Origin of the sequence: Chryseobacterium gwangjuense (genome assembly GCF_021311115.1) — a bacterium.
Classification (GTDB): Bacteria; Bacteroidota; Bacteroidia; order Flavobacteriales; family Weeksellaceae; genus Chryseobacterium; species Chryseobacterium gwangjuense.
Genome location: NZ_JAJTNP010000005.1, coordinates 1 through 26,906, shown reverse-complemented (window position 1 = coordinate 26,906; position 26,906 = coordinate 1). Strand labels below are relative to the sequence as shown.

At 33.5% G+C, this 26,906-nt stretch carries 24 protein-coding genes; 18 read left to right on the top strand and 6 right to left on the bottom strand.

All coding sequences use genetic code 11. The annotated features are described in order from the left end of the window. Nucleotides 1–101: 101 nt before the first annotated feature. The gene (locus tag LV842_RS10765; RefSeq protein ID WP_233111461.1) at nt 102–2,087 is read right to left on the bottom strand and encodes a T9SS type A sorting domain-containing protein; all 1,986 of its coding nucleotides are present in this window, start codon (nt 2,085–2,087) and stop codon (nt 102–104) included. 220 nt (nt 2,088–2,307) lie between these two features. On the opposite strand from LV842_RS10765, the gene LV842_RS10760 reads away from it, so the two are divergent. The 17 genes from LV842_RS10760 (at nt 2,308) to LV842_RS10680 (ending at nt 20,216) form a co-directional block, all read left to right on the top strand. Beyond that, a complete protein-coding gene (locus LV842_RS10760; RefSeq protein ID WP_233111460.1) occupies nt 2,308–2,826 on the top strand; it encodes an RNA polymerase sigma factor in 519 nt (172 codons plus the stop codon). A 12-nt stretch (nt 2,827–2,838) separates the two neighbouring features. After that, complete coding sequence (locus LV842_RS10755) at nt 2,839–5,367, top strand: vWA domain-containing protein (protein ID WP_233111459.1); 2,529 nt, start codon at nt 2,839–2,841, stop codon at nt 5,365–5,367. A 116-nt stretch (nt 5,368–5,483) separates the two neighbouring features. Further along, on the top strand, nt 5,484–5,987 hold the full coding sequence (locus LV842_RS10750) for a GbsR/MarR family transcriptional regulator (RefSeq protein ID WP_233111458.1): 504 nt from the start codon (nt 5,484–5,486) through the stop codon (nt 5,985–5,987). 70 nt (nt 5,988–6,057) lie between these two features. After that, complete coding sequence (locus LV842_RS10745) at nt 6,058–6,402, top strand: hypothetical protein (protein WP_233111457.1); 345 nt, start codon at nt 6,058–6,060, stop codon at nt 6,400–6,402. A gap of 6 nt (nt 6,403–6,408) precedes the next feature. Continuing rightward, complete coding sequence (locus LV842_RS10740) at nt 6,409–6,813, top strand: hypothetical protein (RefSeq protein WP_233111456.1); 405 nt, start codon at nt 6,409–6,411, stop codon at nt 6,811–6,813. Between the two features lie 79 nt (nt 6,814–6,892). Further along, the gene (locus LV842_RS10735; protein WP_233111455.1) at nt 6,893–7,279 is read left to right on the top strand and encodes a hypothetical protein; all 387 of its coding nucleotides are present in this window, start codon (nt 6,893–6,895) and stop codon (nt 7,277–7,279) included. Next, nucleotides 7,266–8,078, top strand: a complete 813-nt coding sequence (locus tag LV842_RS10730; protein WP_233111454.1) for a DCC1-like thiol-disulfide oxidoreductase family protein — start codon at nt 7,266–7,268, stop codon at nt 8,076–8,078. Before LV842_RS10735 ends, LV842_RS10730 begins: the two co-directional genes overlap by 14 nt. Continuing rightward, nucleotides 8,071–8,535, top strand: coding sequence for an SRPBCC family protein (locus LV842_RS10725; protein WP_233111453.1), 465 nt, complete (start codon nt 8,071–8,073; stop codon nt 8,533–8,535). Before LV842_RS10730 ends, LV842_RS10725 begins: the two co-directional genes overlap by 8 nt. 106 nt (nt 8,536–8,641) lie before the next feature. Continuing rightward, nucleotides 8,642–9,352, top strand: a complete 711-nt coding sequence (locus LV842_RS10720) for a YqjF family protein (RefSeq protein WP_233111452.1) — start codon at nt 8,642–8,644, stop codon at nt 9,350–9,352. A gap of 144 nt (nt 9,353–9,496) precedes the next feature. Then, entirely contained in the window at nt 9,497–10,390 is an 894-nt protein-coding gene (locus tag LV842_RS10715; RefSeq protein WP_233111451.1) for a TIGR01777 family oxidoreductase, read from the top strand. A 136-nt stretch (nt 10,391–10,526) separates the two neighbouring features. Then, on the top strand, nt 10,527–11,969 hold the full coding sequence (locus tag LV842_RS10710) for an alpha-L-fucosidase (protein ID WP_233111450.1): 1,443 nt from the start codon (nt 10,527–10,529) through the stop codon (nt 11,967–11,969). 246 nt (nt 11,970–12,215) lie between these two features. Then, entirely contained in the window at nt 12,216–14,879 is a 2,664-nt protein-coding gene (locus LV842_RS10705) for a glycoside hydrolase family 3 N-terminal domain-containing protein (protein ID WP_233111449.1), read from the top strand. Between the two features lie 102 nt (nt 14,880–14,981). Continuing rightward, nucleotides 14,982–15,233 carry a hypothetical protein gene (locus LV842_RS10700; protein ID WP_233111448.1) on the top strand — a complete coding sequence of 84 codons (252 nt, stop codon included), beginning with the start codon at nt 14,982–14,984 and terminating at the stop codon, nt 15,231–15,233. A gap of 230 nt (nt 15,234–15,463) precedes the next feature. After that, entirely contained in the window at nt 15,464–16,852 is a 1,389-nt protein-coding gene (gene lpdA / locus LV842_RS10695) for a dihydrolipoyl dehydrogenase (protein ID WP_233111447.1), read from the top strand. Nucleotides 16,853–17,004: 152 nt separating this feature from the next. Next, the gene (locus LV842_RS10690; RefSeq protein ID WP_233111446.1) at nt 17,005–17,619 is read left to right on the top strand and encodes a PH domain-containing protein; all 615 of its coding nucleotides are present in this window, start codon (nt 17,005–17,007) and stop codon (nt 17,617–17,619) included. Between the two features lie 126 nt (nt 17,620–17,745). Next, complete coding sequence (locus LV842_RS10685; protein WP_233111445.1) at nt 17,746–19,317, top strand: amidohydrolase family protein; 1,572 nt, start codon at nt 17,746–17,748, stop codon at nt 19,315–19,317. 92 nt (nt 19,318–19,409) lie between these two features. Beyond that, nucleotides 19,410–20,216, top strand: a complete 807-nt coding sequence (locus tag LV842_RS10680) for a patatin-like phospholipase family protein (protein WP_233111444.1) — start codon at nt 19,410–19,412, stop codon at nt 20,214–20,216. 64 nt (nt 20,217–20,280) lie between these two features. On the opposite strand, the gene ade is transcribed toward LV842_RS10680, so the two are convergent. Beyond that, complete coding sequence (ade, locus tag LV842_RS10675) at nt 20,281–21,909, bottom strand: adenine deaminase (RefSeq protein ID WP_233111443.1); 1,629 nt, start codon at nt 21,907–21,909, stop codon at nt 20,281–20,283. Between the two features lie 98 nt (nt 21,910–22,007). Then, nucleotides 22,008–22,448 carry a hypothetical protein gene (locus tag LV842_RS10670; protein WP_233111442.1) on the bottom strand — a complete coding sequence of 147 codons (441 nt, stop codon included), beginning with the start codon at nt 22,446–22,448 and terminating at the stop codon, nt 22,008–22,010. Between the two features lie 444 nt (nt 22,449–22,892). Between LV842_RS10670 and LV842_RS10665 the strand changes: the two genes are divergently transcribed. Further along, the gene (locus LV842_RS10665) at nt 22,893–24,836 is read left to right on the top strand and encodes an SPFH domain-containing protein (protein WP_233111441.1); all 1,944 of its coding nucleotides are present in this window, start codon (nt 22,893–22,895) and stop codon (nt 24,834–24,836) included. Between the two features lie 216 nt (nt 24,837–25,052). Here LV842_RS10665 and LV842_RS10660 read toward each other — a convergent pair whose 3' ends face one another. The 3 genes from LV842_RS10660 to LV842_RS10650 all read right to left on the bottom strand — a co-directional run. Next, nucleotides 25,053–25,748 carry an ABC transporter ATP-binding protein gene (locus tag LV842_RS10660; protein WP_233111440.1) on the bottom strand — a complete coding sequence of 232 codons (696 nt, stop codon included), beginning with the start codon at nt 25,746–25,748 and terminating at the stop codon, nt 25,053–25,055. 74 nt (nt 25,749–25,822) lie between these two features. Next, complete coding sequence (locus LV842_RS10655) at nt 25,823–26,377, bottom strand: hypothetical protein (RefSeq protein ID WP_233111439.1); 555 nt, start codon at nt 26,375–26,377, stop codon at nt 25,823–25,825. Between the two features lie 320 nt (nt 26,378–26,697). Next, nucleotides 26,698–26,906, bottom strand: a 209-nt coding sequence (locus LV842_RS10650) for a hypothetical protein (RefSeq protein ID WP_233111438.1), incomplete at its 5' end; no start/stop codon positions are given.

Below are 26,906 nucleotides of genomic sequence, written 5' to 3'. Positions count from 1 at the left end.
TTTATAAATTTTATTCATGATCTAACAAAACTGGTTGTGTCTTATTATAAAAAAGTGCTTTCCGGAGAAAACACTTTTGTAGTAGGGTAAGGTATGAGAGATTATTTTTTTACAATTTTCTCAGTAACAGTAGCAGATTGGGTTTTAAGTTTTATATAATATATTCCTGTCTGCAAAGAAGAGAGATGTATTTGTTCTTGTGTTGAACTCAAATGATCTTGTTTTATGAGTTGCCCGGTTGCTGCATAGATTTCGTAAGAAACTAATGGTTCTTTACTTTTGATATAAAGAACATCTTTTACAGGATTCGGATATAATTGAATTCCTGCCTGAGCTGCAGTTTCCTCTACCGACATTTGACTGCATGCTGATTTAGCATATTTTGTGAAAAAAGACTGAGATTTACCTCCTACTACATTCACAGCCATTGTATTGACATTATCATTGGCGTCTATAAATAATTGATCATGAAAAAAACCTCCTACGATGTAATTTCCATCCTGATCTGCAGCAATTGCCGTAAATTCATCTATAAATCCATAAGGACTAAGTATTTCGCCGGCGCCTATTACAGCTCCGGTATCTTTATTAAGACGAACCAATAAAGGATCAGAACGATCCCCGTTAGACCGAGTCATTGTATAGCTTCCCCAGATATCAGACCAACTTCCTTTGGCAAATGCTATTTCGCTTCCATTAATAGCGATTGTCCCTTTAGTAAAACGATAGCCAAACTGAAGACCAGACATTCCATCCGGAGTTCTTGCCCACTGTACGGTACCTGAAGCATTGATCTTCATGACGAACGGAACCGCTTCAACATAACTTCTCAACGGAAAAGTATAACTTCCAAAGGTTGCAGGCACGGTTATTCCATTAAAATATCGTCCTGAAATATAAATATCTGAAGTAGCCGGATCTTTTATAATAGAATGAATTTCATCATCAGTGGCTGTTGTACCATTGTTAATTTCCCTTCTCCATACCTCTGCTCCGGTACTTCCGTCAAAAGCCAGTACATAAGCTGCTTTCGTAAATGGAACATTATTGTAGGAAAGATCAACTAAATTACTGAATCCCGGATCCATTCTTTTACCCGCTAAATAATAACGATTCAAACTTTCATCGTAGACTAGATTAACTTTTCCTTCTCTTCCTACAATATTTATTGCATCTCCTGTAATAGGAAGGAGCAAAGGTGTTGCTGGTGTCATATTACCATTATCATAATTAAACTTCACAGCATAATACTGATAGGTTGATGTGTAGGTTGAAGGTACTGTAATCATACCATTTAAATGGGTTCCTGCTCTGAAGCCCATGACAGCATGGATGTTTTTGGAAGAATCCATATACATTGTCTGAACATCGCACATACGGGAGAAATAATTAACGTCTCCTTGTAAAGACTTGCTCCATGCTAATGTACCGTTCGAAGTATTATATTTCAATAGAAAAGCTGCTTTGTGGGCAGGATCTATGGTTTGATCATAATAGGTATACAGAGGCAGAGTATGGGTATCATCAAAATGGACTGGAACTGCATTGGGGTCTCCGATGTACGAATTGTTATAAATTGTAGCCAGAATATATAATCCACCGTTATTATCTAATTTAATATGCCATGCATTTTCTCCATCTCCTGAACCTCCGATTGGTCTTGTCCATCTTAAATTTCCTGCACAATCAGTAGAGAATAGAAAAAGATCACTCAGACCGTAATTGGTTACAGATGTACCATTCAGGTTTTGTCCTTGTTGGCCCATTGTTGCAAGATAATAGGTGTTATTATTGTTGTCCACTACAATATCTCTTATGGATTCATCAAATACATAATGAAAGCCCGGATCAGCAGAACCCGTTATTCCACCTGCCTGTTTTCCCCATTGCCATTGATAAGTCTGACTACAATATAAGACTGGTAATAGTAAAAAAAACATCCATCCTTTTCTATTCTGAGTGGTGAGGAAAGCATTTATTTCGGTATAATACTTCATGAAAAATAGTATTTTCTCTAAAATGGGAGGTTGAAGAAGAGGTTTAGTAAAATTCTTCTGCAGCATTTTGTTAGAATGAATACTTTTCATGATTGTTTGATGTTATTATTTTTTTTCGAAAATAATAAATAAAAAAATATAAAATCATAATTAAGTGAAATAATTATAGAAATAAGCAATAAATATCTTTATATTTTAAGAATTTATAAATTAATTACTTAGGAAAGAAATTTCATATTTTTAAAAAAAGTTTTACATGTTTCCAACCCTATTTAAAAATTCTGCATCTATTAGAGTATAAAGCCAACCTATGGAACACAAATTACTAATAGCATGTCAACGGAGTGACCGCAATGCACAGCGGAAAGTCTACGAAAATATGGCGGGCAAACTTTATTCAGTTTGCAGACGTTACCTGAAAAATGATGAAGATATTGAAGAAGTACTGGCAGATACTTTTTACAAGATTTTTACGAAACTTGATCAGTTGCAGAATCCTGATATTTTTGAGGCTTGGGCAAAAAAAATTACGGTGAATGAATGCTTGCAGAAACTTAGAAGTATGAAAGCTCTTCATATCTCTCTGGATGAAAATCTGATTGAGTCTTCAGATGCACAGGCAGAAAACCTTTCCTTCGAAAAGGATATTCTCAAATTGCTCAACTTTCTTCCGGAAGGTTGCCGGGCAATTTTTAACCTCTTTGCCATTGAAGGTTATCCACACAAGGAAATTGCAGCAATGCTTTCAATCAGTGAAGGAACCTCAAAATCCCAGCTGAATTTTGCGAGGAAAAAACTTCAGGAACTTTTGGTGAATCATAACATTTAAAACTTTACAACAATGGAAAATAATCACGATATAGATAAAAAATTCAATGAGGCTTCTAAAGTGGAAGAACCTGCGACTTTTCCGGGTTTTGATAAAGTTTGGGCTCAAGTTGAAGAAAAATTAGATAAAAAAGAAAATAGAAAAAGAATCATTCCGATCTGGTTTCCTTACGGAATTGCAGCGAGTTTGATTATTGGTTTAGGTGCGTTTTACTTTATTAATAAAAATGATGTTTTAGAAATTAAAAAACCTGCAATTGCTCACAATACGGCTTCCCCTAAAATAAATTCTAATATCCAAATTATTGACAGCACTATACAATCGAATATTAAAAAGGAAATTGATGGAAATCAATTGAAGGGACAGAATAAACAAGAAATTGTAACAGTAAGTGCTCCTCCCTCAATGGGTGTGATGCCTGGTCACAAATTTCAAAATTATAATCAGCCAATTCCTTATCCTGCTTTAAAAGTTCAATCAGCAGATACTTTGAAAGTAGAAGATATAAATGAAGTTGTAGTAACTGGTGCTTTGGGTATCAAAAAGAAAGGAGATGAAGTAGCATCGTCTAATGTTGTCGCAATAAATAATGGTGTTTATACAACTGATTCTTATGATTTTAATCAAAAAAACAATTATCATGTCTCTCCGTCAGAAATAAAACTTAAAAAGAACAATTCCAAAAATATTGTTGTAAAAGGTCCAGCACAAATATATGTTACAGGGAATGAAAAAGGGTATTTTGAAAGTCAGCCATATAACAATATTGCAGCAGCTTTGGCAGCGAAAGCACCTGGATTGACAATTAATTCTATAGGATACTCAAATAATAATCAGTATGATATTAAAATAAGAGGCTCACGAACTTTAACGGGGCAAACTACTCCTATTATTGTTATAAATGGCGTAATTTCAGATCAGAAAGCTTTAAGTAGCATTCCTCCCAATAAGATTGAATCTTTAACTACACTATTGGGATTGCAGGCAAGTGCACTTTATGGAAGTCAGGGATCTAATGGAGCAATTGTTGTCACAACAAAAAAGATCTCAAGAAAAGAAAAAAAAGCATTCAAAAAACTTCAGAAAGTTCAGGATAGTATTAAAAAAGCAAAATTCATTGAAAAACAAAATAATGAAGAATATGATGCTTTCGTAGAAAACCCTTTTGAATTGACCAAAAATCAGTCAGTTTCTACATTTTCCATAGATGTTGATAATGCAGCGTATTCCAACATCCGAAGAATGATTAATAATGGGGAATATGTAGATAAAAATGCAGTGCGAATTGAGGAGATGATCAATTATTTTAAATATGATTATCCACAGCCGAAAAATAATCAGCCATTTTCAATTAATACAGAATACAATGATTCTCCTTGGAATTCCAAACATAAACTTTTAAAAATTGGTCTTCAAGGGAAAAATATTCCGGCGAATCAGCTTCCGGCATCCAATTTTGTTTTTCTGATTGATGTTTCGGGTTCAATGGATGCACCCAATAAATTGCCATTGTTGAAATCTTCATTTAAAGTTTTGTTGGATCAGCTAAGACCCGAAGATAAAGTCGGGATTGTAGTCTATGCAGGAAGCGCAGGAATGGTTCTTCCTCCAACTTCAGCAGGTGAAAAAAATAAAATTATCGGAGCTTTGGATCAACTTCAGGCAGGCGGAAGTACGGCAGGAGGGGAGGGAATTGAACTGGCTTATAAACTTGCTCAGGAAAACTTTATTAAAGGAGGGAATAATCGCGTGATCATTGCTACAGACGGAGATTTTAACGTAGGAGCTTCTTCTACGGGAGATTTACAGACTTTGGTGGAAGAGAAAAGAAAATCGGGTGTTTTTCTTACCTGTTTAGGTTTCGGAATGGGGAATTTTAAGGATAACCGAATGGAAACCTTAGCGAACAAGGGCAATGGAAATTATGCTTACATTGACACGATGCAGGAAGCGAATAAATTTCTCGGAAAAGAATTTGCAGGAAGTATGTATGCCATAGCCAAAGATGTGAAAATTCAGATTGAATTTAATCCGAAATATGTGAAATCTTACCGTTTGATAGGCTACGAAAATCGAAAACTAAAAAACGAAGATTTTACCAATGATAAAATTGATGCCGGAGAATTGGGAAGCGGCCATACGGTTACTGCATTATATGAAGTAATTCCGGTGGATGTAAACTCTGATTTTCTTCCTAAGGAAACTGAACTGAAGTATTCTGTTAATACAAGCTCTGAAAATTTTGGAGATGAATTGGCAACCGTAAAATTCAGATATAAAAAACCGGATGGTGACAAGAGTTCTGAAATAGTTCAGGTTATAAAAAATACCAACGATTCTTTCTCATCTTCAAGCGATGATTTCAAGTTTACCTCATCAGTTGCCTGGTTTGGGTTGGTGTTAAGAAATTCAAGTTTAATCAAAAATAAAAATGTAAAGGAAATTGAAAATCTTGCCAAAAAAGGAAAAGGTAAAGATGATGATGGCTACAGAGCTGAGTTTGTAAGATTGGTTGAAAGTTATAAAACACAACAAAAATAGATGATTTAACAGGCATTCGAAAGGATGTCTGTTTTTTAAAAAAAATAATTTTCAAAAATTATTGAAAATTCAAAATATTTAATTAGATTTGTAATAAGAAAATCAAACAAAACAAGATGCAACTTTCAGAAGCTAAAGAAAAATACATTCAGACTTGGGGTACGTTTGCAACCAATTGGGGAATCAATCGTACGATGGCACAGGTTCATGCGTTGCTTTTGGCGAGTGACAGAGCACTCTCTACGGATGAGGTGATGGAGCAGCTTGAAATTTCAAGAGGCAATGCAAATATGAATCTTCGTGGATTAATAGATTGGGGAATTGTAAAAAAAGAACTCATAAAAGGGGATAGAAAGGAATATTTTGTAGCAGAAAAAGATGTCTGGTATTTGTTTAAGCAAATCACAAAAGAGCGCAGAAAAAGAGAAATCGAACCTGTAATTGCTTTTTTAGAAGAACTTAAAAATATTGAAGATAAAGATTCTCCTGAAGCCCAGGAGTTTATCAAGCTGATGAATGATTTCAGTTCAGTGACAGGAAAAATTAACAATATTATGGATCTGGCAATAAAAAGTGACGATCACTGGTTGGTCGGAAAGATCACTAATTTATTAAAATAGAAAGGACCTTAAAATCCTTTTTTATTTCAAATAAACTTTCAAAAATTATTGAAAATATAATATTTATAAAATGTTCAATATAATTTCATACACACTTTTTCTAACGATAAGCTCATACATCACGATCGATGTGGGAAGAAGATGTTATAATGCCGGAAAGTATTATTTGGATTACCTTATTCATGATGCCAATCTTTGTCTAACAATCAACAGAATACTTTTGGGATGTTATTATCTGATCAATTTAGGGTATATCGCACTCAATTTGGCAACTTGGGATAAAGTAAACTCATTGGAACAAGTTCTGACGGTCACAGCAATCAGAATAGGGTATATCACATTAATCCTTTGTGGTTTACATTTTATGAACATTTTCGCTCTTTATTTTTTAAGAAAAAATTTAACTATAAAATAATATACTATGAATGCAACAGTTTTAACAACAGTAACTTACAATTTTTCTGCATATATGATCTACTTACCCATAGTAATTATGTTGACGATTTTTGTTTCTCAGTTTTTGTTTAAAAATTCTAAAACTTTCATGATCGATATTTTTCATCAAAAAGAAGATATCGCCATGGCAACAAATTCACTGTTCAAAATCGGTTTTTATCTTCTGAATATTGGTTTTGCACTTTGTATCATTGAATTTTTCCAGATTGAAACCGTGGAAAGATTGGTTGTCGCATTAAGTAAAAAGATAGGAGGATTCTCAATTTATCTTGGAGTAATGATGCTTCTGAACCTGTTACTTTTCTTAAAAGGACGTAAACATGCGATGAACAAAGATAAAATCATTAAAAATGAAAACATTACTATTTAAAATCTGGATGTATTTCACATTCAAAATACAGAACAAACGAACAAGAGGGGATTTTTTAAACCTTTAAAAATTGATAACAATGAAAGAATTTGCAAAAATTGATTATAATGTTCAAGTTTACTTTTTAATCCTAGGAATTGCTGTATCAATTCTTTTTTTTACAGTTGGTGGATTTCTTTTTTTCTATTTTATTGTTGGAATTCCACAATTGATAAGCTTTATAATAAAGGCATTTCAAAAAACAGAGAAATCATATCGTTACGTAGTATATGGAATTTTTATTTTGCCTGTTTGGTTTTCATGGATAATGGTTTTTGTTTTTGAACATAATAAAGCAATATCTGATGTTTTTGGAGTGATTATTTTGGCCGCATTTTTCTACAGCCCTGTTATGGCGGGTGTATACATCTATGATAATTATAAAATTTACAAATCTTTTAACAGCACAAACAATGAAAACTCTTAAAAACCACACCCTCATCTACGACAACGAATGCCCGATGTGCAACATCTATTCAAAAGGTTTTATAAAAGTCGGAATGTTGGATGAAAGCGGAAGAGAAGCTTTTACAGAACTAAGTGTTAAGAATAAAAACCTGATTGATTTTAATCGTGCAAAAAACGAAATTGCTTTAGTTGATCATGAAAAAAATAAAGTGATTTATGGCTTAGATAGTTTGTTGCTAATCATAGGAAACTCATTTCCTGCATTGGAAAAAATAGCCAGAATAAAGCCTTTGTACTGGTTTTTCAAAAAGTTGTATTCTTTCGTTTCTTATAACAGGAAACAGATTATTCCTTCAATGAAAAGTCAGACAGAAGAGGCCTGTGTTCCTGATTTTAACTTAAAATACAGACTTGCTTATATTGCTTTTGTTGTAATTTTTTCAGGATATATTCTAAGTCTGTTTTCAGCAAAATTAGGTTTAGGCTTAACTCAGAATTTTTGGAGAGAATTTATAATTTGTGTCGGACAAATTGTTTGGCAGACGATATTTCTAAAAAACTATTTAAAAGACAAAATCTGGGATTATCTAGGAAATATGATGACAGTTTCTCTCATTGGAACTTTACTTTTAATTCCTGCATTATTTTTAAATTTAAGCCCTGTTTTCTCAATCATTTACTTTGGAATAGTCGTATTTATTATGTTTTTGGAGCATTTGAGAAGATGCAGGATTCTGCAACTCAATTTTATCCCAACATTAAGCTGGGTAACTTACAGAGTTTTGATTTTAATTGTATTACATTATTTATATGCCTGAAATTTATTTAAAAACCATCATTAAAGCTGATATTCAAACCGTTTTCGATTTAGCAAGAGATATTGATCTGCACCAAAAGTCAACTTCCAAAACCAAAGAAAAAGCCATCGCCGGACGAATTTCAGGGTTAATTGAAAATGATGAAACGGTGACCTGGAGAGCTAAACATTTAGGTGTTTATCAAACCCATACTTCAAAAATCATCAATATGGAAAAACCTTACCAATTCACAGATATTATGTTGAAAGGGACTTTCAAATCATTAAAACACCAACATTTTTTCAGACAAGAAGGTGAAAACACAATCATGACGGATATTTTCGAGTACGAATCCCCATTTGGAATAATCGGGAAAGTTTTCAACAAAATATTCCTTACCAATTATCTCAAAAACTTCCTGATGGAACGAAATGAATTAATCAAAACGACTGCAGAAAATATTAAAAGTATATCATAAAACAATTAATATTCGCAATGTCATGCTGAGCATAAATTGAAAATTTACGAACGAATGTTCAAGAAGCATTTCAACCACAAAGACTATCAACCAACAACCAAAAGTTATGAACTTCCTAAAAGCAGAATGCCGAAAATTAGCCATTATCAACTACGAAATCAATCCTGAAATCTTAGAAAAATATCTTCCAAAAGGTACTGAGCTCGATTTTTATCAAGGAAAATGCTATGTAAGTCTTGTCGGATTTATGTTTTTAAATACCAAATTATTAGGACTTCCTATTCCTTTTCACCGAAATTTTGAAGAAGTAAATTTGAGATTTTATGTAAAGAAGAAAGAAGGGAACGAATGGAAGAGAGGAGTGGTTTTCATCAAAGAAATCGTTCCGAAACCTGCATTGAGCTTTGTAGCAAATTCTGTTTACAAAGAAAATTACAAGACAATGCCGATGAAAAATACGATTTGTCAAAAAAACGAAGAATTGTTAATAAAATACTCTTGGAAAGATAAAACGTGGCATTCCATCGAGATTAGAGCTCAAAATAAACCTTTAAAAATGGAAGCTAATTCTGAATTTGAATTCATCACTGAACATTATTATGGTTTTACAAAAAAGAAAAATGAAACCTCAGAATACAAAGTATGTCATCCAAAATGGGAATATTATTGGGTTAAAAATCATCAGCTTGAAATTGATTTTAAACATATCTACGGAAAAGATTTTGAATGTTTGAATCATCAGAAACCACTTTCTGTAATGCTTGCAGAAGGTTCTGAAATTGAAGTAAAAACGAAGAAGTATTTGAATGAAAAGTAAGAAGTAAAAAGAGCCAAGTAAAAAGTTTTGAACTAAAATACTTTTGTTAAGCAATTAAGAACGATTAGTATTAGAGATGTCATGCTGAGCTTGTCGAAGCATCTTACGAAAAACTAGCAACAAACAACAATCAACCAAAATACCATGAAAATAATCATCGCAGCAGGAACCGGCTTCCTCGGAAAAAATCTAGAAAACTATTTTACTGAAAAAGGACATGAAGTATATGTTTTGACCAGAAGTCCGAAACGTAAAAACGAAATTCGATGGGATGGAAAAACGTTATGTGATTGGAAAAATTTATTGGAAGATACCGATGTTGTAATCAATCTTGCTGGGAAATCTGTGGATTGTAGATTTACGGAGAAAAACAAACAGGAAATTTATTTTTCAAGAATTCAAAGTACAAAAGTGCTTCAACAAGCTGTTGATGAATGTAATAATAAACCTAAAGTTTGGTTGAATGCGAGTTCTGCAACAATTTATGTTCATTCAGAAACCCATTTAAATACAGAAGAAAATGGAATTATTGGCGATGACTTTTCAATGAATATTTGCAAAAGCTGGGAAAAGGAATTTTTTAAAATAACAACAGAAAATGTACGAAAAGTAGCGCTGCGAACTTCGATTGTATTAGGAAATAATGGGGGAGCATTTCCAAAATTAAAAATGATTACCAAATTCGGTTTAGGAGGGAAACAGGGAAGAGGAAATCAAAACGTAAGCTGGATTCACATTGATGATTTTTGCAAAGCAGTTGAATTTATCATCAATAACGAAAATATTTCAGGAGAAATTAATATTACGGCTCCAAACCCAATATCCAACGAAGAATTGATGAGAAAACTAAGAAAAGAAATGAGGATTTCATTTGGGTTCGATGCACCTGTTTGGCAATTGGAAATAGCTTCATTATTTTTAAAAACTGAAACAGAATTATTACTAAAAAGCAGAAATGTATATCCTGAAAAATTGATGAAGAGTGGTTTTGAATTTACATATTCGAAAGTAGATGATGTACTGAAAGACTTAGTTTAAATGATGATAAACCATTTTTGTGAATTTTTAAATATTTCAGAATTTATTTTAAACTAAATCTTAGCCTGTATGTAAATATTTATTGATTTTTGTGGTTTTAATAAATGATGATTAAATTAGCGCAAACAAAACTTCGATGTTAATTACACCAAAAACTAAAACCTTATTTTTCTCATCATTACTCATATCATCCACTTTTTTTTCACAGGCTCATAATGTTTCAGATGGTTATCAAAAACCTGCAGATCCACTTGTTATTAAAAATCTAGAAAACTGGCAGGATTTAAAATTCGGACTTTTTATGCATTGGGGAACCTACAGCCAATGGGGAATTGTTGAAAGCTGGAGTCTTTGTCCGGAAGATGAATCCTGGACACAAAGAAAATCTGAACATGGAAAATCGTACTACGAATATGTAAAAAACTACGAAAATCTTCAGACAACTTTCAATCCGACTCAGTTCAATCCACAAAAATGGGCAGATGCAGCTAAAAAGGCAGGAATGAAATATGTGGTGTTTACTACAAAGCATCACGATGGTTTTGCTATGTTTGATACACAACAATCTGATTATAAAATTACTTCAGCCAAAACACCTTTTTCCAAGAATCCAAAAGCAGATGTGGTAAAGGAAGTTTTTAATACATTCAGAAAGGACGGTTTTAAAATCGGAGCTTACTTTTCAAAACCCGATTGGCATTCAGATGATTATTGGTGGTCATATTTTCCGCCAAAAGATCGAAATGTGAACTATGATCCGAAAAAATACCCTGAAAAATGGAACAATTTCAAGAATTTTACCTTTAATCAATTAAATGAAATCACTTCAAATTATGGTAAAGTAGATATTCTTTGGTTAGATGGAGGTTGGGTTCGTCCGTTTCATACCATAGATCCCAATGTTGAATGGCAAAGAACTATTAAGGTCGAACAGGATATCGACATGGATAAAATCGGGACAATGGCTCGAAAAAACCAACCGGGAATTATCATTGTAGATCGCACTGTTCCTGGAAAATGGGAAAATTATGTGACTCCCGAACAAGCGGTTCCGGAAAAGGCATTGTCGATTCCTTGGGAAAGCTGCATCACAATGGGAGATTCGTTCTCATATGTTCCGAACGATAATTATAAATCGTCTCAGAAAATCATCGAAACATTGGTGAAAATCATTTCAAGAGGCGGAAATTACCTGATGAATATTGCTCCGGGTCCAAACGGAGATTATGATGCTATCGTCTATGAAAGATTAAAAGAGATTTCGGGTTGGATGGATAAAAACCAGTCTGCGGTTTTTGCGACAAGAAGTATTGCTCCTTATCATGACGGAAATTTTTATTATACCCAAAGTAAAGATGGAAAAACGGTGAATGTTTTTCATTTGAATGACAAAACAAATTATGAGGCTCCATCAACATTAAGCTTTGTCATTCCTGAAAATTTTAAACCAAAATCTTTGAAAATTTTAGGTTTAAAAAATAAAATTCAATGGAAAAAAACAGGAAATTCAATTGAGCTCAATTTACCAAAAGAAAGAACTCAATTAAAATATTCAACTGTTATTCAAATTATACAATAATTTGAATGTGTCACTAAAATGACTTAGGATTTTGAAGCGTTAAGAAATTTTGAAAAAATTCCGTTAAAAAATTTCCACTGTTTGAGTGGCGGCAAAAATTATTCTTTTTATATAAAATCAATGTTTCCGCCCGAGTTTTGGAAATTTTAGGAAGTTTTTCAAAATTTTAGCTGAAGAATCCAGTCTTGAATTTTTGGTTCTTTTGTTTCAAGACAAAAGAACTGATTTTAAACCAAACTATTTACAATGCTTTTTAAACTCAGATTTAAAATTACAGTAATTTCATTATTGAGCACAACATTTATTACCGCTCAAAAACCTTTATACAAAGACCCAAAACATCCCATTGAAGCTCGAGTTCAGGATTTGCTGAAACGCATGACTCCAGAAGAAAAATTCTGGCAATGCTTCATGATTCCCGGAGATTTGGACAATGTTCCGAAAGGTCAATATTCACATGGAATTTTCGGTTTACAAGTAAGTGCAGGAAATCAGGGAGGTGGAGTTGCCGGACAATTGTTGAAATACAATGCGAATGAAGATGCAGAAAGATTAGCAAAAAAGATTAATGCGATTCAGAAATATTTTGTAGAAGAATCCCGATTGGGAATTCCCATTATCCCTTTTGATGAGGCTTTACACGGATTGATGCGTGAAGGAGCGACTGCTTTTCCTCAGGCAATTGGTTTGTCGGCAACCTTCAATCCGGAGTTGATGAAAGAAGTTTCAACAGCGATTGCTAAAGAATCTAAATTGAGAGGAATTCGTCAGATTTTGACTCCGGTTGTGAATTTGGCGAGCGATGTTCGATGGGGAAGAACAGAGGAAACGTACGGCGAAGATCCGTTTTTGACTTCCTTAATGGGTGTAAACTTCGTTAGTTCTTTTGAAAATCAGGGAATTATTACGACTCCGAAGCATTTTCTGGCAAATGTTGGAGAAGGTGGTAGAGATTCATATCCGATTCATTGGAGCAAAAGATACTTGGAGGAAACGCATTTGATTCCTTTTCAAAAAGCTTTTCATCAGGGAAAAAGCCGTTCAGTGATGACTTCTTATAATTTGTTGGACGGAAGACCTTCAACAGCAAATCATTGGCTATTGACCGAAAAATTGAAAAATGAATGGAATTTCAAAGGATTCGTCATCAGTGATGCAAGTGCGGTTGGTGGAGCAAATGTTCTGCATTTTACGGCAAAAGATTATGATGATGCTTCTGCACAGGCAATTAATGCTGGTCTTGATGTGATTTTCCAGACAGAATATCAACATTATAAGTTATTTATTCCTCCGTTTTTGGATGGGAGAATTTCGAAGGAAAGAATTGATGATGCAGTAGCGAGAGTATTGAGAGCTAAATTTGAATTGGGTTTGTTTGAAAATCCTTACGTTTCCAACGCAGCTATTGAAGAATTAAAAAAAAACAATCATAAACCTTTGGCAGAAAAAACAGCTGTTGAGTCTTTTGTTTTGCTTCAAAATGATAAAAAAACACTTCCGATTTCTGAAAATTATAAAAAGATTTTAGTTATCGGAACTGATGCTGTTGATGCAAGATTGGGTGGTTATTCAGGACCGGGAAATAAGAAAGTGAGTATTTTAGATGGAATTAAAAATTTCGTTAAAAATAAAAATATTGAAATCAGCTACTCAAAAGGAATTGACTGGAATTTGAAAAATTTTGTGACGGTTCCAACGGAATTTTTATCTTCTGAAAATCAAAAAGGGCTAAAAGGAAATTATTTTTCCAATTCTGATTTAAAAGGAAATCCAGCCTTTGAAAAACAAGACGAGCAATTGAATTTCAAATGGACGTTGTATTCTCCAAATCCTGAAAAACTACAGCCAGACAATTACAGTGTTCGCTGGGCAGGGAAACTGGAAGCTCCAAATTCAGGAAAATATCAATTGGGATTGCGTGGAAATGATGGTTTCAGATTGTTTTTAAACGGAAAATTATTGATCGACAATTGGGAAAAGTTGAGTTATTCCATAAAAACAGTTGATATAGATTTTAATAAAGGTCAAAAGTATGATATTGTAGTAGAATTCCATGAAAACAGAGGCGAAGCGAATCTTGAACTGATCTGGAATTATGGTTTGAATGATTATCAAAAAGATTTTAACGATGCTTTACAACTTGCTCAAAATGCAGATTACATCATTGTTACAGCCGGAATTCATGAAGGGGAGTTTCAGGACCGTTCTTCACTGAGTCTTCCCGGAAATCAGGAAAAATTCATTCAGGAAGTTTCAAAATTAAATAAACCAACGACGGTTGTTTTGGTAGGTGGTTCTGCGATAAAAACAACTGATTGGAAAGATAAAGTAGGAGCCATTTTAGACGTTTGGTATCCCGGAGAAGAAGGAGGAAATGCTGTTGCAAAAGTTCTTTTCGGAGCCGAAAATCCTTCCGGTAAATTACCCATTACTTTCCCGATTGAAGAAGGGCAATTGCCGTTGACTTACAATCATCATCCGACGGGAAGAGGAAATGATTATCATGATTTGAGTGGGGAACCGTTGTATCCGTTTGGTTTTGGACTGAGCTACACGACTTTTGAAATTTCGGATTTACAATTAAATCAGACAACATATTCTGAAAACGATACGATTATTGCGAAAGTAAGCGTAAAAAATACAGGTTCAAAAGCGGGAAGTGAAGTCGTTCAATTGTATGTAAAAGATTTGCTGGCTTCAGTTTCAAGGCCAATAATTGAACTGAAAGGACTGAAGAAAGTATATTTAAAACCCGGAGAATCAAAACAGATTTCAATTGAAGTTCCTGTGAAAGAATTACAGTTTTTAGATGAAAAAATGAACTGGATCGTGGAAAAAGGTACTTATAGGATTTTTGTAGGGAATTCTTCGAAGAATCTGCCGTTGAAAGAAAATATTGAGGTTCAATAAATTCTGTTAAAAATATGGTATGATATGTGCAACATTTACCTTAAACCTGAATGAACTGATTGATTATTATTCGATTAAATTCATTCAATAAAAGTAAATGTCATGAAAAAGTTATTCATATCCACATTGTTGTTATTTGGCTTATCAATGAATGTTACTGCTCAGGAGTTGCCACCGCATCCGTCAAAAAAGGAGCTCATGGATCATAAAAGACAGGAACTGGATAGAAGATATAATGCTGAGAAAAAGGCGATTTTAAATCATCCGTTAGCAACGAAACAGATGAAAAGAGATCAGCTGAAAGCATTGAATGAGAAATACCAAAGTCAGAAAAGATTGCTTAAAAAGCTCTAATACAATCAATTTTTTAGAAATATTAAAATCGATATAGGGTAATTCTATAGTTTCTGTTTTATGAAATTTTTAAATTAAAATAAAATTTATTGAAAAGAGAATGCTTTTTGTGTTCTCTTTTTTGTTGAAAATTAAATGAAAATAGCATTTGTTATGCATTGCTTTATGAATTTTCAGAAACGTGCTTCATCCAATATTTTTCCTTAAATTCGCATAAAAATTTTAAACTAATGAATTACGATATTATTGTCATCGGAAGTGGTCCTGGTGGATATGTTACTGCAATTAGAGCGGCACAGTTAGGTTTCAAAACTGCAATTATCGAGAAAGAAAATTTAGGAGGAATTTGCCTTAACTGGGGATGTATTCCAACTAAAGCTTTATTGAAGTCGGCTCAGGTTTTTCATTATATTAATCACGCTGAAGATTATGGTTTGAATAAAGTGGAAGCTAGCTTTGAGTTTCCGAACGTAATTCAGAGAAGCCGTGGTGTTGCCTCTAAAATGAGCAAAGGGATTGAATTCTTGATGAAAAAGAATAAAATCGACGTTATTTTAGGAACTGCAAAAGTACAAAAAGGTAAAAAAGTTTCTGTTACTGATAAAGACGGAAAAGTAACTGAATATACAGGGACTCATATCATTATCGCTACAGGAGCTCGTTCTAGAGAATTACCAAACTTGCCACAAGACGGTAAAAAAGTAATCGGATACAGACAGGCATTATCTCTTCCTGAGCAGCCAAAATCTATGATCGTCGTAGGTTCTGGAGCTATCGGAGTAGAATTTGCTGACTTCTATAACACAATGGGTACTAAAGTAACTGTTGTTGAATTTATGCCAAATATCGTTCCTGTAGAAGATGAGGAAATCTCTAAACACTTAGAGAAATCTTTGAAAAAGACAGGTATCGAAATTATGACGAATGCTTCTGTAGAAAGTGTTGACACAAGCGGAGAAGGAGTGAAAGCTACTGTAAAAACTGCTAAAGGAAACATCGTTCTTGAAGCTGATATCTTATTATCTGCTGTAGGTATTGCTGCAAACATCGAGAATATCGGTCTTGAAGAAGTGGGAATCCAGACAGATAAAGGAAGAGTTTTGGTAAACGAATGGTACGAAACTTCAGTTCCTGGATATTACGCAATCGGAGATATCATCCCGACTCAGGCTTTGGCTCACGTTGCTTCTGCGGAAGGAATTACTTGCGTTGAAAAAATCAAAGGAATGCATGTTGAGAAAATTGACTATGGTAATATTCCTGGATGTACATATTGCCACCCTGAAGTTGCTTCTGTAGGTCTTACAGAAAAACAGGCTAAAGAGAAAGGGTACGAAATCAAAGTGGGTAAATTCCCTCTTTCTGCAAGTGGTAAAGCTACTGCAAACGGAAATACAGATGGTTTCATCAAAGTTATTTTCGATGCTAAATATGGTGAGTGGTTAGGATGTCACATGATCGGAGAAGGAGTTACTGATATGGTTGCTGAAGCTGTTGTTGCTAGAAAATTAGAAACTACAGGTCACGAGATCATTAAGTCAATTCACCCGCACCCAACAGTTTCTGAAGCTATCATGGAAGCTGCTGCTGCTGCTTACGGAGAAGTGATTCACATTTAATTTTTACTTTGACAGAGGTGTAAATCTCTGACAATGTTTATAATATCAAAAACCACAGACAAAATCTGTGGTTTTTCTTTTCTTAGAGGGTTTTTATCTCGCTTATTTTCTTAATTTTATTCCGTTAATAAAATACAAATCAAAAATAAATTATGTTTAAGAAACTAGCTGCAGAAGCTTTAGGATTGGGAGATATTGGTAAGATTATCCCATCTCAGGATTATGATAAAGTAGATTCGGACGATTATATTTTAGCCGAAGATCAGGAGAAAATATTTTTTTTAATTAAATCTAAAAGAGACGAATATTGTTTTACCAACAGAGCTTTGATCCATATTGACGGAGCAAGTGCTTTGGATAAAAAAAGAGTGTTGAAGAGATACGAATACTATCAGTTTCCTTTCTCTAATATTGCTTTGCAAACTGCGGGAACGATTGATTTGGATGTTGAAATTTCATTCAATATCGGGAATGTTCCAATGATGATCAGTGTTGCAAAAGGTCAGATTGATCAGTTAAAAGATCTGTATAAAGCTCTTTTAGCAATTCAGCAGGAAGTTCACCACAATCATTCTTTGTTGAATTTTTCTAATGACAGCATTCAAAAAGCGATCACAAGTGTAGCTTCGGGAAAACAGGAAAATGTTTCGAAAAGCCAGGAATTAAGAGCGATTAATGAATATATTTTTGCTTGGAACACCAATAGTTTCGATAAGTATACTCAAAAAGATTTCTCAAGAATTTTTGAAAAGTACATTAATAATTAATAGACAATCTTTACCTATTGAAAACCACAGAATAATCTGTGGTTTTTTTATGCTAAAAATAATACAAAAGGGTAATAATATATTAGAAATTAACTCACTAACTTTAATGTAACAAATACTAAAGTCATGAAATACTTTGATTTCCACTGTCATCCTGTTTTGAAACAGTTATTTAATGACAAATCCAACATCGATTCTTTCATTTACAAAAACGATGTTGCTGCTTTGCCGAAAATATGCTCGGATTTACCGAATATAATTGAAACACAAACGCACCAGGCTCAGCTTGCAGAATTTAGTGACGAAGTGATTTTGGGAGCGGTTCTCTACAGTGTAGAAAGAAATGTCGCCGATACGGTGATTCCTCTCAGAAAATTTTTGAAAAAATCGTCTCAATTTAAACTCTCAGAAACACTTTTAACAGATATCGTTCAAAATAAAAACAAACCGTTTTCAGACTTTTTAATGAAAAGAACGTTGAACGAATATATTCAATCTTCTTCCTTTAATATTTTAACGAAAGACAGTTTTAAAAAGCCTTTACCTAAAAATAAAGTGAATGTCTTTTTCACTATCGAAGGTTGTCATTCCTTAGTTGATAGCCCGAATTTCTGCGATGCAAATAACAAATATAATCCCGCTGATATTCTAAGCAATCTCGATAAAGTTTTAAAAAAAGTTCAGATTATTTCTATTAATATCACGCATCTTCAACAGTCAAGTCTCTGCAATCAGGCGTTTGGAATGCAAGTCGCAGATTCTAAGCCGTTTTTTCCATCAGGAAATGGATTGGAAAATGATGGGAGAACTGTTATTCAAGGGATTTTTGATCGGAAAATTGGTGTTGATGTAAAACATATGAGTTACAAATCAAGAAAAGATTTAATGTCAGAAATTGATTCAGGAAAATTTCAAAATGTACAGCCTTTGGTTTGTACCCATGCCGGATTTACAGGTGTTTCCTTCAAAGATTGGGCGGGTTATATTCAGCTTAAAAAGCCACTTTCCGGAGCTTTGTATGTTGAAATTACAAAATCATTGCATTCAAAAAATAATCCACGAAGACCGGGGTTTCCGGCTTTTAATGCTTCGACAATTAATTTATTTGATGAAGAAATTGCATGGATCGTGAGCAATGGTGGAGTCATTGGAATCTCGATGGACAGAAGGATTTTAGGCTATGTTGATAAATTCGACGATAATCCGACAGGAATCACCGGAATGGATAGGATCGTAGACAAAGAGTTTTTTTCAAAAGCCGAATGGAATTCTTTAGGAATTAAAGATAGTGAAATCGGAAAAGCTATCGATGACGACGATTGTCTTTTTATGAGTGAGCTTGAAGAAAGCACAGAAAGTAGTATCCCTCAACGAAATGAATATTTTTACGACCATATTTTAAATCATATCAAACACTATTTTCAGGTTTGTCGTGATTATGGAATTCCAATTTCCAAAGCTCAAAAACAGATCACAATCGGAACCGATTTTGATGGATTAATCAATCCGTTTATCAACATGCCTACTGTTGAAAACATGTCTGAAATCCGAAGTTATATCAGTATGAACATAAAGTATTTCCTGAAAGATTTAAAAGACTCCGAACAATGGGCAGATGAACTGAATATTGATACTTTTATGGAAGATCTTTTCTACCATAATGGCTTCCGGTTTTTAAAATCAAGATTTGAAATTTAATAATAACTTTATTTATGTTAAAATAATTTTAAAATCTCCATATTTAGAAAAATTTATCTCGTTATCTCACAGTCTTTTGTTACATTTATTTAATGAACTTTGAAAAAACAGGATTAGTTTTATCGGGAGGAGGCACTAAAGGTATTGCTCATGCAGGAGTTTTAAAATTTTTGCACGAAAAAAATATTGATATAGATATTTTGTCCTGCTGTAGTGCAGGTTCTATTGTGGGTTGCCTTTATGCTGTAGGAAAAACACCGGAAGAAATTCTTGATTTTTTTCAATCGGTTTATTTTTTTAATTGGAAACATTTCACGTTCAATCAACCGGGATTGGTTTCTTCGGTTATTTTTAACAATTATCTGAAACCTATTTTTCAGGATATGAAAATCGGAGATTTGGATAAAGAAGTTCGTATTGTCGCTACAGAATTGGTTTCCGGAACCGAAAAGATTTTCGACAACGATTTTTTGGTAACCGATGCCATTATTGCCTCCTGTTCTATTCCGGGAATTACCACCCCTTATATTTTGAATGATGAAATGTTTTGTGATGGGGGAGTTCTCAATAATTTCCCTGCTGATATTATTCGTGACGATTGCGATAAACTGATCGGAGTTTTTGTTTCTCCGCCTCATAATATTAATATCAATGATTTAAAGACGATTAAAGACATTGTTTCACGTTCCTACGATCTTCTTTCCTATAGAATCGAGAAAGTGAAATTCGATTATTGTGACTGGCTGATTTTATCTCAAAAATTATCTAGTTTTGGAACTTTTGAACGAAAAAAAGACCGTCTTGAAGAGATTTTCAATATTGGGTATCATGCGGCAAAAGATAGTTTTAATGAAAGTCAGTTTTATTCTGAATTAAAAAATGAGAAACGTATTATTTAAAACGAATAAAAGCTTAGCCACAGAATATCTTTTATCTATTGTGAGTTAAAAATAAAAGTAAATCTTATATAATAAACACATCCGTAAACTCAAAAATTTTACCATTAAATAGTCCTTTATCACTTAATTTTAATTCAGGAATTACCAGAAGAGCCATAAAAGATAGGCTCATATAAGGTGCTCTCAACTGACTTCCCAATTCTTTTGCACGTTGATCCAGTTTAATATATAATTCAGCAACTTTCTCAGCCGGAAGACCAGTCATAATGCCTGCAATGGGTAGTTCTAAAACAAGTTCTTCAGTTTCTGTGGCAAGGGAAATCCCGCCTTTAGCTTTAATAATAGCATTTACGGCTTTGCACATATCATTGTCATTTGTTCCTACTACGACGATATTGTGACAGTCGTGAGCAACACACGAGGCGATGGCTCCTGTTTTGATACCCATATTTTTAATAAAAGCTGTGGCAACAGGAGAGTCATGATAACGGTTGATAATTGCTATTTTCAGAATGTCCTGATCGGGATTTGATTCTGCAAAACCGTTTATATTTAATGATTCTGAATGAATTTCGTTGGTGATTAATTGTCCGTCCAGCGTTTCAATCACACGAATTTTTTCACCTTTGCTTTTAATTTTAAAATCAGAGGGGCTTTTTAAACTGCAGTGAAAATTATTTACAATCGGAGCTGTAAAAGAAGGAATAAAAGATTCTCCTTTTTCCGCAACCAAATTCCCGTCGATATAGGTTTTTAAAATTGTAAAATCTTCAAGACTATCAATTTCAATGAAATCGGCATTGTCACCAATTTGTAATAATCCGATAGGTAAATTGTAGTGTTTTATAACATTATAAGAAGAAGCACGCAAAACATCGTATAAATCATGATCCAGCTTTAAAGCACGTTTTACATGATCATCAATATGAGATTCAAGTAAATTATCAGGATGCTTATCATCACAGCAAAACATAATCTGATCCGGGAAATCTTTTAATAAAGGAATTAATGTATCAAAATTTTTGGCAGCACTTCCTTCGCGAATCATCACTTTTACCCCATGTTGAAGTTTTTCAAGGGCCTCTGTGTAGCCAAAACACTCATGATCTGTTGATATCCCTGCATTGAAATAGCTTTTCATATCTTCACCCATTAAACCTGGAGCATGACCGTCAATTGGCTTGTGATGCCTTTTGGCAGATTCCAGTTTTTTCAGAACTTCCTCATCATTGTAAATTACTCCCGGAAAATTCATCATTTCCGCTAAATAAACAATTTCTTTTTTATTCAATAATTGATCAATATGATCGGAATCTATCACTGCTCCTGAAGTTTCAAAGCTGGTCGCAGGAACGCATGAGGGAGCTCCAAAATAGAAGTGAAAAGGAACCTGTTTAGCATTATCAATCATATATTCAACACCGGAAATTCCCAAAACATTAGCAATCTCATGCGGATCGGAAATTGTCCCCACTGTTCCATGTTTTACTGCAATTCGTGCAAACTCTGTAGGAACAAGCATACTGCTTTCAATATGAACGTGAGCATCTATAAAACCGGGTAAAATATAGGTGTTCAGCGTCTCCGAAATCCTTTGTATTGAACTGATTTTATTTTCTTTAATGGTAATTTCTGCGGGATAAATTTCTTTACCAACGATGTCTATTAGATTTGATTTAATGGTAAACGCCATTGTTTCTCGATTATTTAATGGTAATTTACCAAAATAATAGAAACAAAAATAGATTTAAAAACAAAAATTCCTGACTATAAATCAGGAATTTTCTATTTTTAATTTTTTACGACATATCCGTCTTGTTTTACAATGGTTTCACCTTGATTATTGATGACAACTAATGTATAAGGAGCCTTTTTAGCAGAAGCGGTAAGGTAATTTCTCCAAACTTGATAAATCGTGCCGTTATTGTTGAATTCAAAGTAGTAATTTCCTCCTGATCCGTCCGGAATTAAATTTCCTTCCCCAATAATCATGCTTGGTTTAGCAGTAATTTTAGTATTGGCTCCCCAAGATTGATAGAGGTAATTTCCATTGGGCTGCTTGTCAATTCTTACTTTAAATTTTTTAGTCTTGATGATGACGGTTTTCGGAACACTCTGAAAAAATTCTGTTCCGTTAGTTTTTTTAAGATCTGGATTTTGCTTTACATCATTTGCTGAAACTAATGAAAATTGAGCAATACAGAATACTCCGAATAAAAGTTTTTTTATCATTTTTTTAATGTTATTGGTGATGTTGAATTGCAGCAAATTTAAAGCCAATTAATGATACTTTTTACAATTTTAAGGAGTATTTAAAGAGAATTCTGTAATTGTATATTATCTGCTTTGAAAAATAATTAAATTGATTTTCAGTTGATTATCATTCCGGTGGAAAAATATTTTAATGATTTGAAACAACTGAATATTTTTCTTGTGTACATTTGTACCATCAAAGGATCTCTTTCCTTTACCATTGAAATGAAACTAATTAACTTTAAGTTTTTTCTATTAAAAGTATCAGAAATCATCTTCACGATTTTTAATACTTCTCCTCCTGTCATTTCTTAACCTCTTTAAAAGAATTATCATATAATTCATACTCTGTTTTTTCATATTCCGAAAAAATAGAGCACAATCCCTGTTTTCAAATTTAATCAAAAACAAAAAACAAAAACTATGGAATTAGCTTTTCATGGCTGGATGGTTCCGGCTGTAATTGCACTGTTGTGCGCAATTTTTTACAAATTTATTCTAAGAATTTTCTTTGGATTAATCATTGTTCCCCAAGACAAAATAGGTTTGGTGACCAAAAAATTCGTGTTGGTCGGTAAACAGGAACTTCCGGAAGGAAGAATCATCGCGACCAATGGAGAAGCCGGTTTTCAGGCTCAAACTTTGGCTCCCGGTGTGTATTTCGGAAAATGGATCTGGCAATATTCTATTGATTTTCAGGCTTTCATCGTAATTCCAACAGGAAAAATAGGATTATTACTGGCAAAAGATGGTGTTGAGCTGGAAACCGGAAGGATTTTAGGGAGAAAAGTTGACTGTGATTCTTTTCAGGATGCAGAAGCTTTCTTAAGAAATGGAGGAAGAAAAGGCCGTCAAACGGCGATTATTGCACCTGGTTCTTACAGGATTAATACTTTATTATTTGAAATTGAATTAACGGATATGACTCAAATTCCGGATAATGCGGTGGGAATTATTACAACGATGGAAGGAAGTCCTCTGGAAGAAGGGCAGATTGCTGGTAAAATTATCAATGATCATAATAAATTTCAGGATGTTGATACTTTTTTAAATAGTGGAGGATATAAAGGTCTTCAGGAACAGGTGATTTTGGCAGGTTCATATTTTTTAAATCCTTGGTTTACAAAAGTTGAAATGGTGAGAATGACTGAAATTCCGATCGGGCATGTCGGTGTGATTATCAGTTATGTAGGAGAAGAAGGAAAAGATCTGAGCGGTGTGGATTTTAAACATGGAAATATTGTTGAAAAAGGACATAAAGGAGTTTGGGCAGAACCGATCGGTCCTGGGAAATACCCGATCAATCCTTATATTATGAAAGTTGAGCTGGTTCCTACCACCAATTTGGTTTTGAACTGGGCGTATGAAAGAAGCGAATCTCACCAACTCGATAAAAACCTTTCAACGATCACGGTAAGAAGTAAAGATGGTTTCCCTTTCAATCTTGATGTTTCACAAATCATTCACATTCCAACGTATGAAGCTCCAAAAGTGATTGCCCGTTTCGGAAATATGATCAATCTGGTAAGTCAGGTTCTAGAGCCGACTATTGGAAATTATTTCAGAAATTCAGCTCAAGATAGCGATGTGATTGCTTTCTTAGGAACCCGTAAAGAGAGACAGCAATCGGCAAAAGATCATATCAGCAGCGTTTTAGAACAATATAATGTAAATGCGGTTGATACATTGATTGGAGCGATTGTTCCTCCGGAAAGTTTAATGAAAACCTTAACAGACAGAAAATTGGCTGAAGAACAAAAAATTACCTACGAAACCGAAATGCTGGCTCAGGAAACACGTCAGGCTTTGGAAAAAGAAACCGCTGTTGCTGATATGCAGAAGGAAATTGTAAAAGCAGATCAAGGGGTTTTGATTGCCGAAAGAATTGCTGATGCATCTGTGAAAAAAGCAACCGGAGATGCTAATTCCGTGAGATTACAGGCGAATGCAGAAGGGGATAGATTGAAACTTTTAGCAACCGGTGAAGCCGAAAAAACAAGACTTCTTGCAAAGGCTGAAGCTGAAAAAATTGAACTACTGGCAAAAGCAAGTGCTGAACAAATTTCATTAACGGGTAACGCAGAGGCAGAAAAAATTCTTGCAATTGGTAAATCTAATGCCGAATCGTATAAGTTATCTGTGGAAGCAATGGGTGGAAACAATTTTACTCAATTGAAAATCATGGAAAATATTGCGAATCAGAATGTAAGAATAATGCCTGAAGTTTTGATCGGAGGTAGTGGTGATTCAGCAAATGGGGGAATTAGTGGACTTTTAGGACTTCAGCTTTTGGAACAGGTTCAGAAGAAGAATGCAGAAACGGTTGCTGTACATGAAAGTGAAGAAAAAACGGAGAATAATTCTTAATTTAAAATCTTAACCACAAAAGGAACAGAACAAAAGACTTTAACATTTTAGTTTCTTTAAGTTAAAACTAAAATTATGAAAAGAGCACATAAATTTTGAAAATCAAAGATTTTCATGTTGTGAACTTTGGAATACTAAAAATATTGAAATATATCTTTTGTGACTTTTGTAGTGAAAATAAAAATGCTCCAGAATCTTGGAGCATTTTTTTATTTTTTATGCGGTATAACTTGCAAAAGCTTCTTCTAAGCTTTCAAATTTGCCTTTAAATTCTTCAATAGGGCAATCCTGAAGAATATTTCCTTTATGAATAAGAATTACACGTGAACAAAGGGCTTCAACTTCCTGCATGATATGAGTAGAAAGTAAAACTGTTTTTTGCTGACCAATTTCTTTCACGACATTTCTGATTTCAATGATTTGGTTAGGATCAAGACCATTGGTTGGCTCATCCAGAATCAATAAATCAGGTTGGTGAATGATTGCCTGAGCAAGACCAACTCTTTGTTTGTAGCCTTTAGACAGTTGTCCGATTTTTTTAGACTTTTCAGGAGTGATTCCAACCAGTTCAATGACTTCATCTACTCTGGATGTTGGTATTTTATGAATATTGGCTACAAATTGTAAGTATTCCTTTACATACATTTCCAGATATAAAGGATTGTTTTCAGGTAAAAAACCAATTTTTTTCTTGCTTTCAATTTCGTTTTCGGAGATATTTTTTCCGTTGAAAATAATTTCACCCTCATCAATGGTAAGTGCACCGACAATAGATTTCATCAGGGTAGATTTTCCGGCTCCGTTTGGACCCAGAAGACCGATGATTTCATTTTTATCAATTGAAATGTTAATATTGTTGAGTGCAGTTTGTTCTGCAAACTTTTTCGTTAAATTAGTTATTTGAAGAGACATAATCTGATGAGAATCTTTTTTACAAAAATAAAAATAAAAAACTCATTCGAGTAGAATGAGTTAAGTATTATTGATTATTTTCTTGATTTCTTACCTTTTGTAGCAGCTGGTTTTGCTGTTTCCGGAGTAGGCATCGGATTAACAGGAGTGAGATTCGCTTTTGCAGTAGCTTTGTATAAAGCAGATCTGTTGGTTCCAACCCCAAAAATCTTATCAATTTGTTTTTTATTTAAAAACTGGGATTTTCCTACATATTTTCTATTCTTGTTGATAAACTGAATAAATTGAACGGTAGGTTGGCCATAGTTTTTTTCATAATGCAGCTCAATGATGTCATTTGGTAACTCCAATGTTATATTGCCTGTTGGTTGGTCTATAAAGCCATCAGTAATTAATTTATATAAGCCTTGTACATCACCATTTACATCTAAAAATGAAAATGATCTGAATGTATTAAGATTACTGGTATTAAGATCCTGATAGTTAATAGTGAATTTATCGTCTTTTTTAAATAAACCTACAGAGTTATCTTTTCCAATCTCTACTAAAGTTTCGTTTTTTAGTACCTTGATTTGGGAAAAAACTGAAATACCGAAAGTACAAGTAAGGAGTAGAATTATTTTTTTCATTTGAGTGAATTTTAATATTTCATAAATTGGTATGTCTAATTTAGTAATAAATCTTCTACTAGACAACATTTACTATTTCCCACAAAAATAGTACTTTTTTTGATATTACTATATTGAATTAATATGACTTATTACTGGTTCAAAGATTTGTGATTGATTATAAATGGTTTAATTTTTAAGAATTCATATTTTATTGATTTATTTAGTCACAAAAAGTGTAAAATCATTAGATTAATTCATTTTTTAGCTCTTTACTGTTAACTAAATTTTTTTTAGTAAATATTAGAACTTGAGTTTACTTTATTGCCGATTTTCAGAGGTTAATCATATCTACAATAATCATAGCTTCTGAACAATTTTTTCAGAATGTGAGGAATATCGTTTTTCAAATAAAACATGATATATCTGGAAAAAACGGTCAAATAGACCAGTGTTTTTCGGAGTAAATTGACCACTAATTTCGGATCAAACTGACCACCAAATTCCAGTCCAAATTGACCACCCTTCATTTGGCATAAAATATTACTGA

Coding starts and splice junctions, on each gene's coding strand:
- LV842_RS10765 (WP_233111461.1), bottom strand. CDS start 2,087: ATGAAAAGTATTCATTCTAACAAAATGCTGCAGAAGAATTTTACTAAA.
- LV842_RS10655 (WP_233111439.1), bottom strand. CDS start 26,377: ATGAAAAAAATAATTCTACTCCTTACTTGTACTTTCGGTATTTCAGTT.
- LV842_RS10685 (WP_233111445.1), top strand. CDS start 17,746: ATGAAATACTTTGATTTCCACTGTCATCCTGTTTTGAAACAGTTATTT.
- LV842_RS10665 (WP_233111441.1), top strand. CDS start 22,893: ATGGAATTAGCTTTTCATGGCTGGATGGTTCCGGCTGTAATTGCACTG.
- LV842_RS10705 (WP_233111449.1), top strand. CDS start 12,216: ATGCTTTTTAAACTCAGATTTAAAATTACAGTAATTTCATTATTGAGC.
- LV842_RS10730 (WP_233111454.1), top strand. CDS start 7,266: ATGAAAACTCTTAAAAACCACACCCTCATCTACGACAACGAATGCCCG.
- LV842_RS10745 (WP_233111457.1), top strand. CDS start 6,058: ATGTTCAATATAATTTCATACACACTTTTTCTAACGATAAGCTCATAC.
- ade (WP_233111443.1), bottom strand. CDS start 21,909: ATGGCGTTTACCATTAAATCAAATCTAATAGACATCGTTGGTAAAGAA.
- LV842_RS10680 (WP_233111444.1), top strand. CDS start 19,410: ATGAACTTTGAAAAAACAGGATTAGTTTTATCGGGAGGAGGCACTAAA.
- LV842_RS10740 (WP_233111456.1), top strand. CDS start 6,409: ATGAATGCAACAGTTTTAACAACAGTAACTTACAATTTTTCTGCATAT.
- LV842_RS10670 (WP_233111442.1), bottom strand. CDS start 22,448: ATGATAAAAAAACTTTTATTCGGAGTATTCTGTATTGCTCAATTTTCA.
- LV842_RS10710 (WP_233111450.1), top strand. CDS start 10,527: ATGTTAATTACACCAAAAACTAAAACCTTATTTTTCTCATCATTACTC.
- LV842_RS10660 (WP_233111440.1), bottom strand. CDS start 25,748: ATGTCTCTTCAAATAACTAATTTAACGAAAAAGTTTGCAGAACAAACT.
- LV842_RS10700 (WP_233111448.1), top strand. CDS start 14,982: ATGAAAAAGTTATTCATATCCACATTGTTGTTATTTGGCTTATCAATG.
- LV842_RS10750 (WP_233111458.1), top strand. CDS start 5,484: ATGCAACTTTCAGAAGCTAAAGAAAAATACATTCAGACTTGGGGTACG.
- LV842_RS10760 (WP_233111460.1), top strand. CDS start 2,308: ATGGAACACAAATTACTAATAGCATGTCAACGGAGTGACCGCAATGCA.
- LV842_RS10725 (WP_233111453.1), top strand. CDS start 8,071: ATGCCTGAAATTTATTTAAAAACCATCATTAAAGCTGATATTCAAACC.
- LV842_RS10735 (WP_233111455.1), top strand. CDS start 6,893: ATGAAAGAATTTGCAAAAATTGATTATAATGTTCAAGTTTACTTTTTA.
- LV842_RS10720 (WP_233111452.1), top strand. CDS start 8,642: ATGAACTTCCTAAAAGCAGAATGCCGAAAATTAGCCATTATCAACTAC.
- LV842_RS10755 (WP_233111459.1), top strand. CDS start 2,839: ATGGAAAATAATCACGATATAGATAAAAAATTCAATGAGGCTTCTAAA.
- LV842_RS10715 (WP_233111451.1), top strand. CDS start 9,497: ATGAAAATAATCATCGCAGCAGGAACCGGCTTCCTCGGAAAAAATCTA.
- LV842_RS10690 (WP_233111446.1), top strand. CDS start 17,005: ATGTTTAAGAAACTAGCTGCAGAAGCTTTAGGATTGGGAGATATTGGT.
- lpdA (WP_233111447.1), top strand. CDS start 15,464: ATGAATTACGATATTATTGTCATCGGAAGTGGTCCTGGTGGATATGTT.